The sequence below is a fragment of the Saccharopolyspora sp. NPDC003752 genome, assembly GCF_053605825.1.
Genome location: NZ_JBSGJZ010000025.1, coordinates 21,362 through 35,528, shown reverse-complemented (window position 1 = coordinate 35,528; position 14,167 = coordinate 21,362). Strand labels below are relative to the sequence as shown.

General features: G+C 66.8%; 11 protein-coding genes and 1 pseudogene. 4 read left to right on the top strand and 8 right to left on the bottom strand.

The window, feature by feature from the left end; genetic code table 11:
- Window positions 1-62 precede the first annotated feature (62 nt).
- Both ACWEV3_RS28085 and ACWEV3_RS28080 read right to left on the bottom strand, forming a co-directional pair.
- A complete protein-coding gene (locus ACWEV3_RS28085; protein WP_452616753.1) occupies window positions 63-3,185 on the bottom strand; it encodes a glycoside hydrolase family 2 TIM barrel-domain containing protein in 3,123 nt (1,040 codons plus the stop codon).
- Entirely contained in the window at window positions 3,100-4,554 is a 1,455-nt protein-coding gene (locus ACWEV3_RS28080; RefSeq protein WP_452616752.1) for an MFS transporter, read from the bottom strand. The genes ACWEV3_RS28085 and ACWEV3_RS28080 overlap by 86 nt, the downstream gene beginning before the upstream one ends.
- Between ACWEV3_RS28080 and ACWEV3_RS28075 the strand changes: the two genes are divergently transcribed.
- Complete coding sequence (locus ACWEV3_RS28075) at window positions 4,490-5,725, top strand: TetR/AcrR family transcriptional regulator (RefSeq protein ID WP_452616751.1); 1,236 nt, start codon at window positions 4,490-4,492, stop codon at window positions 5,723-5,725. The genes ACWEV3_RS28080 and ACWEV3_RS28075 overlap by 65 nt on opposite strands.
- Window positions 5,726-6,050: 325 nt before the next feature.
- Entirely contained in the window at window positions 6,051-6,605 is a 555-nt protein-coding gene (locus ACWEV3_RS28070; protein WP_452616750.1) for an AAA family ATPase, read from the top strand.
- A gap of 82 nt (window positions 6,606-6,687) precedes the next feature.
- On the opposite strand, the gene ACWEV3_RS28065 is transcribed toward ACWEV3_RS28070, so the two are convergent.
- Window positions 6,688-6,834, bottom strand: coding sequence for an SDR family oxidoreductase (locus ACWEV3_RS28065; protein ID WP_452616749.1), 147 nt, complete (start codon window positions 6,832-6,834; stop codon window positions 6,688-6,690).
- A 381-nt stretch (window positions 6,835-7,215) separates the two neighbouring features.
- On the opposite strand from ACWEV3_RS28065, the gene ACWEV3_RS28060 reads away from it, so the two are divergent.
- Complete coding sequence (locus ACWEV3_RS28060; RefSeq protein ID WP_452616748.1) at window positions 7,216-7,497, top strand: hypothetical protein; 282 nt, start codon at window positions 7,216-7,218, stop codon at window positions 7,495-7,497.
- A gap of 5 nt (window positions 7,498-7,502) precedes the next feature.
- Here the strand turns inward: ACWEV3_RS28060 and ACWEV3_RS28055 are convergent, their stop codons facing one another.
- The 4 genes from ACWEV3_RS28055 to ACWEV3_RS28040 form a co-directional block, all read right to left on the bottom strand.
- Window positions 7,503-8,060 carry an NIPSNAP family protein gene (locus tag ACWEV3_RS28055; protein ID WP_452616747.1) on the bottom strand — a complete coding sequence of 186 codons (558 nt, stop codon included), beginning with the start codon at window positions 8,058-8,060 and terminating at the stop codon, window positions 7,503-7,505.
- Window positions 8,061-8,977: 917 nt separating this feature from the next.
- Window positions 8,978-11,284, bottom strand: a complete 2,307-nt coding sequence (locus ACWEV3_RS28050; RefSeq protein WP_452616746.1) for a GH92 family glycosyl hydrolase — start codon at window positions 11,282-11,284, stop codon at window positions 8,978-8,980.
- Between the two features lie 32 nt (window positions 11,285-11,316).
- Window positions 11,317-11,454 (bottom strand): hypothetical protein, encoded by a 138-nt coding sequence (locus ACWEV3_RS28045; protein ID WP_452616745.1) that lies wholly within the window; start codon window positions 11,452-11,454, stop codon window positions 11,317-11,319.
- A 185-nt stretch (window positions 11,455-11,639) separates the two neighbouring features.
- Entirely contained in the window at window positions 11,640-12,974 is a 1,335-nt protein-coding gene (locus tag ACWEV3_RS28040; protein ID WP_452616744.1) for a GH1 family beta-glucosidase, read from the bottom strand.
- Between the two features lie 61 nt (window positions 12,975-13,035).
- On the opposite strand from ACWEV3_RS28040, the gene ACWEV3_RS28035 reads away from it, so the two are divergent.
- The gene (locus tag ACWEV3_RS28035) at window positions 13,036-13,659 is read left to right on the top strand and encodes a TetR family transcriptional regulator (protein ID WP_452616743.1); all 624 of its coding nucleotides are present in this window, start codon (window positions 13,036-13,038) and stop codon (window positions 13,657-13,659) included.
- On the opposite strand, the pseudogene ACWEV3_RS28030 reads toward ACWEV3_RS28035, so the two are convergent.
- A pseudogene (locus ACWEV3_RS28030) lies at window positions 13,628-14,140 on the bottom strand (MFS transporter); the annotation flags it as partial. The gene ACWEV3_RS28035 and the pseudogene ACWEV3_RS28030 sit on opposite strands and share 32 nt — an antisense overlap.
- Window positions 14,141-14,167: the final 27 nt, after the last annotated feature.

The window sequence follows — 14,167 nt, the reverse complement described above, 5'->3', positions numbered from 1 at the left end:
CGGCGAGTTCGGCGCTGGTGAAGTACGAGCTGCCGGTTTTGCGGGCTTGGCCGATCCGCTTGCTACCCGTGGGTGGCTTGAAGCCACCAGCTCCAGGAGTATTCGCCGGATCCGACCCGGTAGCGTGCCGGAAGGTCGGGGCCGACCGATGCGGTTCCGATGCCACGATGTGCGATGTCGGCGTGCACGATCGTTTCGTCGCGATCCTCGAGAGCCCAGACGTGGCTGGCCGATTTGAGGTCGTCCGCGGTGTTGTGCGAGATGTTGAGTTGGACGGGGGCGGAGAAGGTCAAGGCGAGCTCCACTCCGTCACCATCGATGAGCCGGGCGAGAACGCAGTGACTCCTGCCGCCGTTCTCCTGCGGACGCACGTACGGCACCGCGAGATCGCAGACCTCGGCCCGCCACCGCCCGACGAGGGCCGACGTCCGGCGGTCCGGATAGGTCTCGTGCGGTCCGTCGCCGATCCACTCCGCTTTGCTGAAGCCCGGTCGGGTATGCAGGACAACTCCGACGCGGGGTATGTCTTCGAGTCCCTCTGGTATGACCACCTTCTCGTCGAACCGGATGGCACCCGTTGGCTCCAAGGTGATCGTCTGGCGGTGTCGGATCATGTGCCCGTTTTGGCCGCGATAATGGGACGCCACCGCTGCCCATGTACCGTCGACGGACTTCTCGACCGACTCGATGGTGCGGATGACGTTCGACAGGCCGGTGGAGTGGAGTCGGTCCCGTGCGAAGCGGGAGAGATCGTTGTCGGTGAGCGCTCGCCAAAAGCTCAGTCGCGGCGCCGAGGACAGCAGCGGATGCCGCAGCAGGCCTTCGTCGTCCAGGTCGAGCGCTACCGGGCTTTTCGCCGTGCGGGTTGTCATCCCGGGCAGATCGTGGGCTGGCGGCGTGATCACGACCTGCTGCTCCGACAGCGTGGTCCCGGCCGCAGCCCACGCCGTCCGGCTAGTGGTGGTGACAGTCATGCGCAGGGCCAGAACGTCGTCGCGGGTCTGCAGATCGTTCACGATCGCGTGGGGCAGTTCGAGTTTGGCGCTCTCACCGGGGAAGACCCGCGGTGTCGGCAGGGTGAAACCAGGTCCGACTTCGCGCGTTGTCACCGATGAGATCGAAACGCTGAGGTCCCCGATGTTCTCGAAGGTGCGGGAGTTGCGGACTTCGATCCAGCCCTGGCGCGCTGCTGCCGCATCCGAGGTGACAACGACCGGCGAGAAGATTTCGCGGAACTCCACCATGGCCGGGTGCGGAGTACCGTCGGGGAACAGAAGACCGTCGATGCAGAAGTTGCCGTCGTTCGGCTGGTCGCCGAAGTCGCCGCCGTAGCGGTACCGGCCATCGTGGTCCGGGTCGAGACCGTGATCCCACAACTCCCACACGAAGCCGCCCTGCAGGCCTGGCTTCGAACGAATCGTGCGCCAGTAGTCGTCGGCGGATCCGTTCGAGTTGCCCATGGCGTGGTGGTACTCGCACATGATCAGCGGGCGGTCGGCACGCGGATCGGCGGAGAAGGCTTCCAGTGCTTCGATCGTCGGGTACATCGGGCAGACGATGTCGGATTGGTTGTGCCCGGTGAACCAGTTCGTGTTGATCGCGCCTTCGTAGTGCAGCGGCCGGGTGGGGTCGTAGCGGCGGACCCAGGAGGCGCACGCTTCCTGATTTGCGCCGGTGGCAGTCTCGTTGCCGAGGGACCAGGCGATCACGCTCGGGTGGTTCCTGTCGCGGATGACCATGCGGGAGACCCGGTCGACGAAGGCGGTGAGGTAGCGCGGGTCGTCGCAGAGTGCGGACGCGTAGGCGTGGCCCTCGATGTTGGCCTCGTCGAAGACGTAGAAGCCGTACTCGTCGGCGAGATCGAGCAGATCGGGGTGGTTCGGGTAGTGCGAGGCCCGGATCGCGTTGAAGTTGAACCGCTTGAGCAGCTGCAGTTCGGCCTTGAGCTGATCACGAGTGACGGTGCACCCTGTGCGCGGGTCGAAGTCGTGCCGGTTGACGCCTTGGACCCAGATCCTCGCGCCGTTGACCAGCAGATCGCGACCGATGATCTCGACGCGGCGGAACCCTACGCGAAGGGTGGTCGAATCGACGACTCGGCCTCCCTCCGCGACCAGCTCGATCGTGATGGTGTGCAGTGCCGGGGATTCGGCGTTCCACGGAGTCACTGCGGGGATCTTGGCTTCGAGGTGCACGCGGCCGCCGGCGGGCGGGAACATCTTGGCGAGGATGGCGCCGGCCGCGGCAAGAACTTCCCGGGGGAACTCGACGCCTGCGGCGCGTGCGCTGCGCAGCCCGAACAGGTCGACACCCTTGAGTGCCGGGGGTAAGTCGTGGAGCTTCGGAATTGTGCGGAGCTGCTGGGGCGGTACGTCGGATTGCAGGTCCAGGCCGATGCCCCGAACGCGAACGGACAATGCCTCAGCCGTGGCGTCAGGAGTCCCGATCTCGGCGGTGATGGAGAGCTTCCCCGCCCCGGTCTCGGGGTCGTAGTCGGCGATGACGCCAACATCCGCGAGGTAGGTCCGCGGGGTGGCGAACAGGTACACCTCGCGGGTGATGCCGCCGTGCCACCACTGGTCCTGGTCCTCGATGAAGCTGGCGTCCGACCACTTCACCACGGTGAGGATCAGCTCGTTCGCCCCGACCTCGACGAAATCGCTGACGTCGAACTCGGCCGCGAGGTGGCTGTCCTTGCTGATCCCGACTTCGCGACCGTTGACGCGGACCATCAGCACGCTCGTGGCCGCTCCGACGTGCAAGATCACGCGCTTGTCGGCCCATGCTCCCGGGATGGTGATCGTGCGCCGGTAGACGCCGGTCGGATTCCCGGCCGGCGGAGTCGGCGGGCGGTTGGTGAAGGGCATGGTCACGTTGCTGTAGTGGGGGAGGTCGCCTGTTCGCTGCATCGTCCAGGTACCGGGCACGGTAATCGAACGCCATGCTCCGGTCGGTGCTTCCTCCGGCGACGCGAGCAACTCGAAGGCCCATTCCCCGCACAGATCGAGGTGCTCGCCGTCGTCGTGCCGCAACGCGTGCATGGGGGCACGGCCGACGGCGGTGAGTTCTGGGCTGCTCCAAGGTTTCATCCACGTTCTCCTAACGAACGGATTTGATCGGCAGCGTGCAGAGGGCGCCGAGGACGGCGAATACGAGTGCCACGAGGAACAAGGGCTGGTAGCCACCGAGATTGACGACGGTGAGCCCGGCCAGAACCGGGGCGGCGATTTGAGGTGCGTGGGAGGCGATGTTCGCGATGCCGAAATCCTTGGCCGCGTCGTCCTTGGAGGGAAGGACCTCGGTCACCATGGCCACGTCCACGGCGAGGAAGCAGCCGAAACCGAATCCGGCGATCGCGCCGAACAGAATCATGCCCGTCAGGCTCGGGAAGGCCAGCGGAATCGACAACCCGATCCCGATGATGAGGGTGGAGGCGATGACGAACGGCTTCCGGCGACCTGTTCGGTCGGAAAGGTATCCCGACGTCGTCAAGGACAGCAGCATCGTCAGCAGGCCGGCCCCGCTGATCAGCGGAACGGAGTGGACGGCTTCGGTCTTATCCAGGTGCACGTAGTCCTGCAGGATGAAGATGAGGTAGCCGATGACCATGTGGTAGCCGAGCAACAAGAACAGCCGACCGAGGAAAGCCCAGCCGAAGTCCGGGTACTTCAGCGGGTTCACCCACATCGAGCGAATCAGCACCGAGGGGGAGAGCGGGGGGCGCGGTTCGTCGATGTTCGACGAGTCCGGGTTGAGGAGCACGAACGCGCAGGCGGTCACCACGAGAACGGCCGCGACGACGGCGTAGGGGAGCAAGTCGCCGTTTCCGGCCAGCTTCGATGCCAGGATCTGGCCCCCCAGCGTCCCGGTCATGGTCCCGAAAGCGAGCACGCTCGCGGTCAAGCCGCGTACCGCCTGCGGAACGCGGTCGGGGATGACGGCCAGCAGCACACCGTTCGCGCCGGTGACCGTGGCCTGAACAACGCACCAGGCGACGGCGATCATCAGCACCGTGCTCGACATCGCGATCGCCAGGAGCGCTCCAGCCCCCAACAGCGACCCGACGATCAGGTGACCCGAACGCCGGCCGAATCGACTGCGGGTGCGATCCGAGAGCATGCCCCACACCGGCTGGGCGAACGTCGACACGACCGCTCCGCACGTGATCACCCAGGCCAGGTTCATCTCCTTGTTGGCCGGATCGATGGCCTGCAGCTGAAGCGGGACCAGGACGGCTGGGACGCCACCCCACACGAGGTTCATGCCGAGATTGCTGATCGCGAGCGATACCGACAGCTTGACGTTCAGACGAGGTTTCGCGGCACCGGTATCCGCGACTGTCCCGGTCGTGACCGTGCCCGGCGGAGGTTTTGCCATCTCTGGTCCTCTCGACGATGCCAACTGACCGAACGGTAACATTGTTCTGACCACTCGGTAACAAAATTTGTGGGGACTGCTGATACGGTCGAGATCGAGCAGGGGGAGGCCCGTGAGGAGAGCCGAGGACGGACGAGTCCGCCGTGGGGACCAGCGCCGCGAGCAGCTACTCGACACCGCGGAAGAGCTGTTCGGGGAGATCGGCTACGCCGGGACCTCTTTGCGGGAACTGGCCAAGCGCGCGGGAATCACCCACGCCGGCCTGCTGCGCCACTACGCCTCGAAGGGCGACCTGCTCTTCGCCGTCCTCCAACGGATGGCCGCACGGGACCCCCTTGACCTGCCGGACCCGGCTGCAACTCCCGACGCGCGAGCGGCGCTCCTGCAGCTGGCGGACGCGCGCATCGCCAACCGGCGCCGCACCGAACTGGACACCATGCTCCTCGGTGAGGCAACCGAACAGGCGCACCCCGGACGGCCGTTCATCGAGCAGCGGCTGCGGGCCGCCGGCGGATGGCTCGAAGCGATGTACCCCGACCGAGGGGAAGACGTACTCGCGGCTTGGGACGGATTGCAGCTGCTGTCTCTGTACTTGCCGGAGCGGATCTCGCCGGCCGACACCCTCGCCGCCGGGCTCGACACGCACGCCAACCGGCGGCGCGACAACTCAGGCGCGTGGATCGCCGTGACCGTCAAAGAAGTCGACTCTCCGCCCGGCATCGCTGAGGCCGACGAGATACCGGATCGCGAAACCACCATCCTCGCCGCTGCGGCGAAAATGTTCGCGCACAACGGCTTCCACGCCACAAGCCTGCGCGCGATTTCCACGGAGCTCGGGCTGTCGCACGGCACGCTGCTGTACTACTTCGATTCCAAGCAGGCCCTGCTCGAGGCTGTTCTCGACTATCGAGCCCGGGTCGCCGACAGCGTGCTGGTCGACTCCCCAACCGGCTACGACGTGCTCTACAACGTCTACCGGCGAGCCCGGTACAACGAAACCCGCCCCGAACTGGTCGCGCTCTATTCGGTACTCGTGTGCGAGGCCACCAACCCCGCTCATCCCGCTCACGAGTACTTCACCACGCGGTACTCCAGGCTCCTCGACCGAGCGGAATCCGAGATCACTGCTTTGCAGGAACAAGGCGTGCTCGATCCTGATATCGCCCCCAAACACGAAGCACCCTGGATCATCGCGTTGTGGGACGGGCTGCAACTGCACCAGCCATACGGAGCGCGCGATATCCCCGAGCGCCTGCTGCGGAACCTCAACGATCTCGTCACCGACGCGACTCCTTGGTCGACGGCCGAGAACGTCGGCACGAATCGCGTGAGTGTCGTGCGAAGCTGAACGGCGATCAATGGGTGGTGGGGACTCGTTGCGGGCCGAGCGCTCCTACCGGCCGGGCACCTTCGGACGCTGTGGCGCGGCAGTGCTCAGGAGTGGTGGATCCCCTTTGCTGGAAGGCTTTCCGTACGGCCGCCGCGCAGGTGTCGACACGCACGGAGGACGACCTCGCCGCCGCCCGAACATTCTCCGGCGGATGATCCGCACCGAGAACCAATCCTCCTAGTGCTCCAGCTGTAGATCGCGATCTTGCTGGTGGGGGATGTGGTCATGGCGACGGACCGATATCGGATCGCGCGAGGTGGTCGCCAACTGGCACGCTTCCTCCATGGATCACTCGGAAGTACTGCTTATCGGGGGGCGGGCCGGTGTCGGCAAGACGACGGTGGGGTGGGAGGTTTCGGCGTTGCTGCGCGCCGCGGCGGTCTCCCATGCAGTCATCGAGGGTGACTTCATGGGGCAGGTGCACCCGGCGCCAGAGGGGGACCCCCACCGTTCGGAGATCACCGAAAGGAATCTGACGGCAGTGTGGGAGAACTTCACCCGGTGCGGCTACCGCCGTCTGATCTACACGAACACTGCGAGTGTGTTGCCAGAGACGACCGGCATGTTCGAGCGCGCCATGGGGGCGGACGTACGGATCACACGGGTCTTGCTCACGGCTTCCGACGCCACCGCCCGCGAGCGGTTGGTCAGCCGGGAACTCGGCTCGGAACTGGAACAGGAGCTGAAAGGCAGCGCGCGCAAGGCACGGCTCCTGGACCAGCGGGCCCCCGAAGGAACCGCGAGGGTGGTGACGGACGGACGGCCTGTCGTGGACATTGCGCGCGAGGTGGTGGCAGCCACTGGCTGGACCAGGCAGCGTTCCGCCCGCAGCTCGTGATCGTGCTTGTGGGCCGCTCCGGGAACGGTCACTTCACGGTGTATCCGCCGTCGACGACGGGGAATGCCTGTCCGACGCCGTATCAGTGGACGGTGAAGCCACCATCGACGGGGAGAGCTGTTCCGGTGACGAAGCTGGCGCCGGGGCTGCACAGCCACAGGACGGCTGCTGCGACCTCGTCCGCTCTCCCCAGGCGGCCGATGGGCTGTTCCTTGATGATCCCGGCCATGCTCGTCCATCGCCTTGTAGCCCTCTGCGGCGTGATCGAGTGGGAGTGCGAGGTCGAAGACCCTTAGGTGTTCGATCTGCTCGGCTGGTCGCCTCCCGCGCGTCGTGGTCACCGCGACGGCACGGCCCGCGGCTCGCCTGCGATCCGCCCCCTTCGAGACGCATGAACTTCCGCCAGGTCTACCGCTGCGACGGTGCTTCTCTCGGGGTGCAGGCTGTCGCCGAAACCAGATCCGTGGCATAGAAGCAGTTCAGGATACTGGCGCGGCATGCCGTTTCCTGGAACACCTGTCGCATCTGCAGATCAGCGAGATCTCCGCCGTGGCGGTGTTCTGGTCTCCCGAGCTTGGCGCGATGTCCACCTCCTTCGCCGCGAGGTGTCGTGCTCGAAGTCCAGCACCAGGCCCAGCGACGAAGGCAGGGGCAGAGGTCATCGCTGTGGCTGGTTGAGCGCCCTGGCGAGTTCCCGGTTGGCCGCTCGCGCCGCATCGAGCTCGCCGGTGCGCTCCTCGAACTGGCCTTGCAGCTCGACAACGTGTTGTTCGAGGGTGGTGATCTGCTGTTGGAGGCGGGCGATGTCGACGGGTGCGCCGAGGCCGGAGTCGTACCAGACGCTGGAGCTGCCCAGCTGTACGTCGACGAGGTCCGATCGTTCTTCCGGTAGGTGCGCTAACGCAGCCAGGACCGCGCGGTCGGCTCCAGGCGGAGAGTCTCCGGGCTCGGCTCGGGACTGTGGTCCTGCACGGCGACGGTGACGGCCACGTCCTCGTTCTCGCGGACCGGCAACGCCGGGAACGTGTTGGGCGCATGCTCGCTGCGCAAGGTCGCAACGACCTGGCTGCCCGTGACGTGGCGGTCGGACACGGTGACGGTGACCAGCTCCCCAGGCGTTTTCGGTCGCGTGAACGGCCCGCATGGCCGCAGCAACAGCACATCGTCGGAGTCGACCATGGTGGCGTTCGCGGCTTCCCGGTGCTCGGCCCAGACCGGCCCGTGGTAGAAGCCGGTCAGGCTGGCGTGGCGGGCCGCCATGTCGGCGAACCCGCGCAGCCACACGAACCGGTTCGGGTCGTCGAGGTCGCTGAATGTGCCGATGATCCGCATGCCGAGCGCTTCCTGCGGCTCGACGAGCTCACGCTCGAACAGCTCGATCAGCACGTCCCGCTGCCCCGGTTTCAGCGTGTACTGCCGCAGTTCGACCACGCCACACCACACCTGCTCCGTCATGACCGCGACCGTAGCGGACCTTCCCGACAATTCCGGGGCATCAACCGGCCAGGCGGACGTCGAGCTGGCCGAGGTCCTCAAGGAATCAGACGTGCCACCCGCGGTTGGATCCACAGACCGGGCGGAGACCATCGGGCGGAGCAGGGGTTCTGTCGGGGGCGTGCTGAGTATCAGCCGGCGAGTGCATCGATGTCACTGATCACATGATCTCGCTCCATGATCAAAACTGCCCGGCTGGGGTCCAGATCCGTCGCGCGGGTTCGACTGGGGGACAAAGTCATGCCAGGCCTGGCGACCAGGGCTCCAAGATCAGAGCCACGAAAAAGACAACGGGGGCGAAACCCCTGGTCGCGGCCCGCAAATAGGTTATGGCACGGTACAGGCGTTTGTGCCCAACGCATCCGGTGCGCTGGCGGACCTCGTCGTTCGGGGCGTTCTTGAGAATACCTTTGTTGTCGTAGGCTTCCGGATCGCGCTTGTAGGCGTCCAGCTTCTCTTCGTGTTCCTTGATGAGTCGTTCGTATGACTCGACGGACCGCCGATCTGACGGCGACGCTCTGACGGGTTCTGCGTTGCTTCGTCCGCCGCTGCGTCTGCTTCGTCAGGGAAGGGTCTGCTCACCGATTTCGCCCGCGATCTCGGGCTGCCGACCAGGCTGGCCGAGATCGCGGGCGATTGGCGTGCTTGGGTGCGGCCGCTATTCGAGGCCGGTTTGGCGGACAGCAGCCCTTCGCCGACCAATTGTGCGCCCTGGCGGATCTCGTGCTGTACGTGGCCGCGACGCTGCTGCTCGACGCATGGAGGTTCCGACAGGACTGAGCACCGCAGGGGACTGGTTGTCCGCGTTGTGCGTACTTGACTGGAGTGAGCGACTCCAGGGTCGCGTGCCGACGCGGCCCTGGAGTCGGCGGGCTGTGTCAGTGCGTGTCTGCTTCCTGCGGGGGCGTCGACGAGGCGCCCCAGCTCTGCGGCGTGTCACTCATCGCGAAGCGCAGCTCGCCGCCCCGTAGCAGGTCGGCATGGCTCAGGACCGGATGGTTGATGCTCCGGCCGTTCAGGGACAGCGACTTGACGTACTGGTTCGTCGCCGCCCCCGGGGCGCTGATGGTCAACGGGCGGGACGCGTTCGGCAGTTCTACCCGAGCCTGGTCGAAGAACGGGCTGCCCACGGCGTACGTCGCCGATGCGGGGTTGACCGGGTAGATGCCCAGCGAGGACAGCACGTACCAGGCGGACATCTGTCCGCAGTCCTCGTTGCCGCTGAGACCGTCGGTGCGGTTCGCGTAGTTCTCCGTGGCGATACGGCGCACCGTCTCCTGCGTCTTCCACGGCTGGCCGGCGTCGTCGTAGAGGTAGGCGGCGTGGTGGCCCGGCTCATTGGTGTGGTTGTTGTGGCCGCCGGCGAAGTAATCGTCCAGCCACGCCGCGAACTTCTCCTTGCCGCCCATCAGGTCCATCAGCCCCGGGACGTCGTGCAGGACGTCCAGCGTGTAGACCCACCGGTCGCCTTCGGTCCAGCCGCCGAGCGCCCAGGAGCCGTCGAGGTTGCGGGCCTGCATGAAGCCGGTCGCGGGGTTGTACAGCTTCTTGTAGTTCGCGCTGCGCTTGAGGAACATCCCCGCGTCGTCGGTCTTGCCGACGGCCTTGGCCACCTGGGCGACCGCCCAGTCCTCGTACGCGTAGTCCAGCGTGCGGGACGCGGACTCCGCGGTGCGGTCCGCGGCGACCCAGCCGTTCTGCTTGTAGTAGGTCAGGCCGGCCCGGGCTTCCACGGGGGTCCCTTGCTGGCGGTCGTAGTAGGCGAGTTCGGTGTCCTTGTCCGGCGGGGTCATCGCGTTCTTGTACACCGCCTCGTACGCGAGCTCGCGGTCGAAGCCGGTGAAGCCCTTGGCGATGTCCTCCGCGATCACCGAGTCGGCGTTGGTGCCGACCATGATGTTGGTCTCGGTGATGTTCTTCCACATGGGCAGCCAGCCGCCCTCCTGGTAATCGTGGAGCATCGAGGTGACCATGCCGTCGATCCGCTCGGGGGCGAAGAGCGTCAGGAACGCGTTCTCGGCGCGGAAGGTATCCCACAGCGAGTAGCCGGTGTAACTGACGCCGGAGTGGACCTTGTCGTCGTACGCGCTGTAATAGCGGCCGTCTTCGGAGTTCTCCGACGGGTACTGCAGGGCGTGGTACATCGACGTGTAGAAGATCGCCTGCTGGTCGGCGGTCGCGCCTTGCAGATGGACCCGGTTCAGCTTCTGGTTCCACTGCGCGCGGGTACTTTCGGCGATCTGCTCGAAGGACCGGTCGTCCGGGGCCTCGGCGGCCAGGTTGGCGCGCGCCTGTTGCAAGGAGATGAACGATGTCGCGATCCGCACCTGTACGGTCCGGGTGCCGGAGGGGAAGCGCACGTACGCGGACAGGTCGCCGTCGGTGCGGTCGCCCTGGCCCTCGTGCAGCGTTCCGCCGGTGGCCGTGCCGTAGCTGTCGAAGCCGGTGTCGAACCGGGCGACGAAGTACCCCTTGAAGTTCGATGCCTTGAACGGGCCGAGGTTGCTGTCCTGCCGGTCGGGGTTGTAGCCGGTGATCTCCCGGGTGGCGGGATCGACGTGCACGTTGCCGGTGACGCCCGAACGGGTCGCCTGCAGCACGAAGTTGGTGTCCGCGCCCTCCGGATACGTCGTACGCAGCAGGCCCACGCGGGACGTCCCGGTCATCTCCGTCTTCAGCGTCCGGCCCGAACCGGCCTGCATCTGAACCGAGTAGCGGTCCGGAGCGGCGTGCTCGTCGGCGTGGCTGAACGGCAGTGCCCGGTCGTCGGCGCTCGTCTTCACCGGCCCCACGCCGGGCATCCCCGCCACGTAGCCGGAATCGCCCATCCAGATGGCCGGCTGGTGGGTGCCGATGAAGCCGCTGATCTTCGTGTCGTTGTAGTGGTACGGGGTCCGGCTCACGTAGTTCTGCCGGGTCATCGGCGACCAGCGGGTCATGGCGAACGGCGGGGCGGTGCTCGGGATCATCCCGCCGTACTCGGTGGCGCTCTGGCCCGACGTCCCGATGAACGGGTTGACAAGGTCCACGTTGGACTGCTCGGTGTCCGCCCGGCCGGTGGCGGCGGACGGCGGGGCGAACGCCGCCACCAACGCCGTCGTGATGACGAAGGTCCACGCTAAGGGGGCTGGTCGCCGGCGCCGCAGGCGGAGGGAACCTGGGGCCGGGGATCTGCCGTTGCGCATGCGGACTTCCCTTCACTGAGTTGACATCGTTGTCAGAGACCGGCGCCCACCGCCTTGACCCGCTGTCCGTCCCGGACGGCTTCGGCCACCTCGGCCGTGCTCCCCGGCCGGCGGACCCGGGCGAGCCGGACCTCTTCGTCGCCTGCCCAATTGCGCCATGTCTCGGTCATCCCAGGACGTCCCCTCGCGTGGGTCGACGGCTCGTCGACGCCTGGTGGTCGGGTATGCGGCAGCCCGGTCCCGGCTGACAACTCCCACCTGACCGTCGCCTTGCGGCAGATGGACGTGATGGTCCTGCTGATCCGGATCGGGTGCGAGTTCGGCATCCGGAATCCGCGCGAGCTCGGCGGGCGGCTCAACCGCGCTGAGCGCGGATGAGGTCGCGGTACCACGCGAAGGACGCCTTCGGGGTGCGGACCTGGGTGTCGTGGTCAACGTGGACGAGACCGAAGCGCTGGTGGAAGCCCTCGGCCCATTCGAAGTTGTCGATCAGGGTCCAGGTGAAGTAGCCGCGCACGTCCACGCCCTGGGCCACGGAGGCGTCAACGGCCTGGAGATGGGTGTCCAAGTAGTCGATGCGGTCGAGGTCGAGGACGGTGCCGTCCGCGTTGACGACGTCCTCGACCGAGCAGCCGTTCTCCGTGATGTAAACCGGCGGGAGTGCCGGGTAACGCTCCTTGAGGCCGACGAGCAGTTCCCGCAGGCCGTCGGGGACGACGGGCCAGTCGAAGGCGGTGCGGCGGTAGCCCTCGATGGGGGCCTCTTCGAACGGCAGCCCCTCGGACGTCGGCGCCTGGATCCGGGTCGGGTTGTAGTAGTTGATGCCGAGCGCGTTCAAGGGGGCCGAGATCAGTTCGAGATCGCCGTCCCGGACGGAGCCGCCGAGGGTCGCGTCCGCGCCGAAGACCGACAGGTCGGGATAGGCGCCCGTGAGGATCGGGTCGTTGAACAGGCGGTTGTGCAGGTTGTCATAGGCTTGCGCGGCGGTGCGGTCGGCGGGGTCGTCCGAGGCAGGCCAGACCGGGGTGCAGTTGTTGGCGATCATCACCTGGAGGCCGCGCGCCCGCAGCTCCCTCAGCGCCAGGCCATGGCCGAGCAGCTGATGGTGGGCGACCGGCAGGCAGTCCAGGAACAGGGCGCGGCCCGGCGCATGAGTGCCGAGACCGTAGCCCCAGACCATGTGGATGAACGGCTCGTTGAGTGTGATCCACTTCTGGACGCGGTCGCCCAGCCTGTCGGCCATGATGGCGGCGTACTCGGCGAAGCGGTGCGCGGTGTCGCGGTTCAACCAGCCGTCGTCGTCCTCGAGGCCCTGCGGGAGGTCCCAGTGGAAGAGGGTCGGGACAGGTTCGATGCCGCGTGAGAGCAGGCCGTCGACCAGCCGGTCGTAGAAGTCCAGGCCCCGAAGGTTGACCTCGCCCGTGCCGGTCGGCTGGACCCGGGGCCAGGCGATGGAGAAGCGGTAGCCGGTGAGGCCCGCCTCGGCCATCAGCGCGATGTCCTCCTCGTACCGATGGTAGTGGTCGCAGGCCACGTCACCGGTGTGCCCGTCGCGGACTGTGCCGGGCCGGGCGGTGAAGGTGTCCCATACCGACGGTCCGCGGCCGTCCTCCTTGGTGGCGCCCTCGATCTGGTACGACGCCGTCGAGGCGCCCCAGACGAAGTTCGCGGGGAGATGGTCCAGTGTCACGTCCAACCTCCTGAAACATGAGCAGGACTCACGTTATCCTGTTCGGTGGGATGATGGAAGCGTGAATCAAGGTCGCAATGCTGGGACGCTGCGCCGGCTGCCAGTCCAGAAGCGCAGCGCCGAACGCTTCGAACGGCTGCTGGACGCCTGCGCCGAACTCCTGGACGAGGTCGGCTATGCCGCGCTGACCACCAAGGAGGTGGCCCGCCGGGCCGAGGTGCCCATCGGCACCCTTTACCAGTTCTTCCCCGACAGGGAGGGGCTGATCGGCGCGCTCGCCGCCCGCAATCTGGAGTCCTTCTTGGCGCGGGTCGCGGAACGGCTGGAGCGCGAGGAGCCCGACGGCATCTCGGGCATCGTGGATGTGACCGTCGACGAGTTCGTCACCATGCGCCAGACGATCACCGGTTTCGGCGTGGTCGACTTCGGCGCGGCGGGGCAGGACCACGTCCTGGAGCCGACCCTGGACAACAACACCGCGGTCGCCGGAAGGCTGCGCTCGCTGACCGACTCCCTGGCCGGGGCCCAGGACAACGCCGAACTGGAGATCGCGGTGCGGGTGGCCCTGGAGTGCGCGGACAGCGTGCTGAAACTCGCCTTCCGCACCGATCCGCAGGGCGACGCCCAGCTGATCGCTGAGTGCAAACGAGTCCTCAAGAGCTATCTGAACGATCGACTTCGGTGACTGGCAACCGAAAGAACGAGAGGCCGCAGGGGCGGCCGACCCATCGGCTACGACGCCTATTGGCCCAGCCCAGCACCACACCGCGCTGCCCGACCGGGACCTGGTCGGGCACCACCGGGGAGAGTCCGGCACCGATGATCATGAACGCGGCGGACAGCACGAGAGAGCCGATCGCGACCCCGGCGACCGTCGTCTGGATGCCGATGCGGACCAGTGTCGCCATGCAGACCAGCGAGCCGACGATCAGCCACGGCCGACGGCGGCCGAACCGGCTGGTGGTGCGATCGCTGAGGGCGCCGGCCAGCGGCGCGAGGACGATTCCCGAGATTGCGCCCATCATGCTGACCCAGGCGTAACTGCCGACCGGGTCGATCTGGGCGATCTGCTCGGGCATCAGGAACGTGGTCGGCGCCTGCAGCGGGATGAACAGCCCGACGTTGGCCAGGACGTACAGGGCGACCCAGCCAGGACCGACCTTGCGGACAGGCTCGGCGAGGGCCTCGGGCCG

Bases quoted from the DNA above. Each gene is read 5' to 3' on its own strand.
- ACWEV3_RS28070 (WP_452616750.1), top strand. From the start codon at position 6,051: ATGGATCACTCGGAAGTACTGCTTATCGGGGGGCGGGCCGGTGTCGGC.
- ACWEV3_RS28065 (WP_452616749.1), bottom strand. From the start codon at position 6,834: ATGGCCGGGATCATCAAGGAACAGCCCATCGGCCGCCTGGGGAGAGCG.
- ACWEV3_RS28055 (WP_452616747.1), bottom strand. From the start codon at position 8,060: ATGACGGAGCAGGTGTGGTGTGGCGTGGTCGAACTGCGGCAGTACACG.
- ACWEV3_RS28050 (WP_452616746.1), bottom strand. From the start codon at position 11,284: ATGCGCAACGGCAGATCCCCGGCCCCAGGTTCCCTCCGCCTGCGGCGC.
- ACWEV3_RS28045 (WP_452616745.1), bottom strand. From the start codon at position 11,454: ATGACCGAGACATGGCGCAATTGGGCAGGCGACGAAGAGGTCCGGCTC.